We start from the raw sequence: 3417 nt of genomic DNA, 5'->3' as shown, positions 1-3417 counted from the left end.
GCATGTTCCGCGTCCTTGCAATACTGTGTTTACATACAGTCTATCGCTTAGCGGAAAGTTCTTTTACCCTCAGCCGAAATGCCTGCCGTTGCTAGACATTGCCAGCCAGTGCCCGTCACTCCCACTCGATTGTAAACAAGCACACAAAACCCTTTAGTGACAACAATTTGCAAGAACTATCAGGCTCAGTGCCATGAAAAATACCATGACCAGATCATGAGGTTGAACACGGCTTGCGCCGGCAGCGTTCACGCTCCTGGTCGGCGATCTCGCCCGGCTGCAATGCTAGCTCAGCATCGGTCATGCGCTCCAGCACGTCGCGTAGGCGGATGGTGCAAGGAATGGGCGGCAGCTCGAACTCATAGCCGCCGGCGATCATTTCGGACGCAATCTCCTCGGTGATGAAAAACGGCTCGTCGTCTTGGTTCGGCTTCTTCATGCCCTTTCCTCCTGGCGCTCATCCTGGCCGACAGCGGCCAGGGCATCGGCTTCCGTCAATGCGTCCTCCACGAACGCGCCGTGCTGCTTCGCTTCGGCCTGGCTGACCTCGGCCCATATCCGTTTCACCTGGGCCGCACTGTACCCGGCCAGCTCGGCGGTCTTGTTGATGCTGTAGCCGGACTTGCGCAGCGCGACAACTTGGGCGCGGCGCTTCGGATCAGCACGGCGGCCCTTGTACCGCCCGGCCTGGCGGGCCAACTCAATGCCTTGGCGCTGGCGTTCGCGCCTGTCCTCGTAGTCGTCGCGGGCCATCTGCAAGGCCAGGCGAAAAAGCATGATCTGCACGGCTTCCAGCACGATCTTGGCGACGCCCTGGGCCTCGGCCGCCAGGTCGGATAGATCGACCACGCCAGGGACGGCCAGGCGTGCGCCTTTGGCCTGTATCGAGGCCACCAGGCGCTCGGCCTCGGGCAAAGGTAGGCGGCTGATGCGGTCGATCTTCTCGGCAATGACCACCTCGCCGGGCTGTAGGTCGCCGATCATGCGCAGCAGCTCAGGCCGGTCGGCGCGTGCGCCGGATGCCTTCTCACGGTAGATGCCGGCGACGTAGTAGCCGGCGGCCTTCGCGGCCGTAGTGATCGCCTCTTGGCGTTCCAAGTCCTGCGCGTCGGTGCTGACGCGCAGATAGACCCGCGCCACCATCGGCGCGGCTACTGGCTTCGTCCTGCGCATACTTGCGGGCTCCTTTGGGCATACTCAAATGCACCCATCTTAAACTGGCAGCTAATGTACAAAAGTTGATAGAAGCACACAAGTTCAATTTTGCACTTCTGCCCCACTATTGCAAAACTGCTTGTTAGTAGCCGTTTTTTCTTACTGTTTATAGATTCAATAATTTTTGAAACGAAAAATTGGGACTAAACATTTCGGTTTCGTTTTCTGTCGATTCGTCCTGCGTATCTTTTGCATAAACAAACATTTGTTGTTCGTAGTTTTCGATGGCATTTTCAATACTTGTAAATTCTCCGTTTGTAAGGTTTTCAGACAATATCAAAGCATCCAATAATCCCGTATTTACACCCTGTCCTGCAAAAGGCGACATCAAATGAGCAGCATCGCCAATCATTGTTATGGGTAATGGACGGTTACTTTTCCAATCATTGTTCAAAGGAAATTTCCTTGTGGGCAAGCATTGAAATGTTGATACCGAACGTATTAATTGTTTGTAAACTTCACTCCATTTGGAAAATCTTTTCAATAAAAAATCGGCAACGCTGTTTCTGTCCTGAAAATCTAAGGGAATTTTATTTTTCCATTCATCGGGCGTTTTAAAACTAATTCCTAAATACAATGCACCATTATTATTGGGATTGGCAAACAATAAAATGCCCTGATGTCCCGCCATTAATCGGTTGCCGTTGCATAGCTGAAAAAATCCGGGACAGTTTATTTCCGGTTGAAGAATATCAGCTTGGATGTTGAAAGTACCGGTTTCTTCAACTTGCGTGTCGGTAACAAAGCTCCTTATTTTCGACATTCCACCATTGGCAAGAATAACCAAATCTGCTGTTTCACTCGGTTTATTCTCAAAAGTTAGTGTCCACTTCTTCTTACCAGGTTCAAGCATAACAAGTTTTCTATCCCAAATAACCGTGTCGTTTTCTAAACTATTCAACAAGATAGCCCTTAAGTCATTTCTGTTTATTTCAGGATTGTCAAATCGATTTTCGGGCTTTACATTTTTTGTGGATAAAATATTGCCTTTTTCATCAGCAATATTTACACCCATTGGTAAGGCTAAGTCATAATAAGTTTGTAACAATCCCGCTTTTTTCATTGCTTCCTGACCTGAACCTTTGTGTAGGTCAAGGGTTCCACCAAAAATTCTTGCCTCTCGGTCGTTGTCTCTTTCGTAAACTGAAACGTCTATGCCGTTTTGCTGTAATAATTTTGCCATAGTCAGTCCAACGGGTCCACCACCAATTATTGCAACGTTCTTATCACTAAGTAAATTCATTTGTTTGTCCGTATCTATTCGCATTGTCATTCAAAAATGGCACATAACAAGTGGCTATACGCCAAATGGCGTATATATCCACTATATCTTATTTTGCTAAACCTTTCATTATCAGTGACAAATCCGTTTTCAACCGTTTACCGTTCGTTTCTACTCTCTCAAAAGGATTTATATTCATAGTGCTTTTTGTTAAGTTTTGCTCAAATATACAAATCCTTTCTATATATCTAACAAATCCATCGGACTTTTTAATTGTTCCATTCCCTTGGTGGTAATATGTGTATAAACCTCAGTTGTTTTACTGCTTGAATGACCTAACAACGATTGAATATAACGTAAACTCGTACCATTCTCAAGCAAATGCGTTGCAAAGCTATGTCGTAAGGTATGTACAGTAACTTCCTTTTGAATCTTTGCTTTTAAAACAGCTGCTTTAAAAATGTTTTGAATACTTCGGCTTGAGTATGCGCCACCTTTTTGACCTTCAAATAAATAATCTTTTGGTTTATATTCCATAAAGTATGTTCTTAAAATAATTAATGTTTTCTCAGATAAAATGGTATAACGATCTCTTTTTCCTTTTGACTGTTCTATACGAATTTGCATGCGCTTGGAGTCAATGTCTTTTATTTTCAGGTTTATACATTCAGAAATGCGCAAACCTGCCGAATAAATAGTCATCAGAATAGCCTTGTGTTTCACGTTTTCAATAGCGCGTAGTACCCGAATGGTTTCTTCTTCACTCATCACAACAGGAAGTGTTTTTTCTTTTTTTGGTCTTTCGATGAAATATGTTTTCCGTTGTCCACCCAAAACACGTTCGTAATAAAACTGGCACTGTTGCAAAGTTAGCGATGAGGCAGCCTTTTGTCTTATTCAAAGGCCTTACATTTCAAAAACTCTGCTTACCAGGCGCATTTCGCCCAGGGGATCACCATAATAAAATGCTGAGGCCTGGC

4 protein-coding genes are annotated in these 3417 nt (G+C 45.6%); all 4 read right to left on the bottom strand.

Going from position 1 to position 3417, the window contains the following annotated elements; all coding sequences use genetic code 11:
* Positions 1–214: 214 nt before the first annotated feature.
* On the bottom strand, positions 215–439 hold the full coding sequence (locus tag FTT74_RS13775) for a hypothetical protein (protein ID WP_179989180.1): 225 nt from the start codon (positions 437–439) through the stop codon (positions 215–217).
* Positions 436–1173 (bottom strand): recombinase family protein, encoded by a 738-nt coding sequence (locus FTT74_RS13770; RefSeq protein ID WP_001366550.1) that lies wholly within the window; start codon positions 1171–1173, stop codon positions 436–438. The genes FTT74_RS13775 and FTT74_RS13770 overlap by 4 nt, the downstream gene beginning before the upstream one ends.
* A 148-nt stretch (positions 1174–1321) precedes the next feature.
* Positions 1322–2488 (bottom strand): tetracycline-inactivating monooxygenase Tet(X3), encoded by a 1167-nt coding sequence (locus FTT74_RS13765; RefSeq protein WP_024160783.1) that lies wholly within the window; start codon positions 2486–2488, stop codon positions 1322–1324.
* A gap of 189 nt (positions 2489–2677) precedes the next feature.
* The gene (locus FTT74_RS13760) at positions 2678–3271 is read right to left on the bottom strand and encodes a tyrosine-type recombinase/integrase (RefSeq protein WP_205779272.1); all 594 of its coding nucleotides are present in this window, start codon (positions 3269–3271) and stop codon (positions 2678–2680) included.
* Positions 3272–3417 lie beyond the last annotated feature (146 nt).

Source organism: Acinetobacter sp. YH01007 (assembly GCF_013420425.1).
GTDB classification, from domain to species: domain Bacteria; phylum Pseudomonadota; class Gammaproteobacteria; order Pseudomonadales; family Moraxellaceae; genus Acinetobacter; species Acinetobacter towneri.
Note: the sequence above shows the minus strand (reverse complement) of the source record. Positions and strands in the feature narration are given on the sequence as shown.

What these genes read in the sequence shown, in the direction of transcription:
- FTT74_RS13770 (WP_001366550.1), bottom strand. Translation starts at nt 1,173, where the DNA reads ATGCGCAGGACGAAGCCAGTAGCCGCGCCGATGGTGGCGCGGGTCTAT.
- FTT74_RS13775 (WP_179989180.1), bottom strand. Translation starts at nt 439, where the DNA reads ATGAAGAAGCCGAACCAAGACGACGAGCCGTTTTTCATCACCGAGGAG.
- FTT74_RS13765 (WP_024160783.1), bottom strand. Translation starts at nt 2,488, where the DNA reads ATGACAATGCGAATAGATACGGACAAACAAATGAATTTACTTAGTGAT.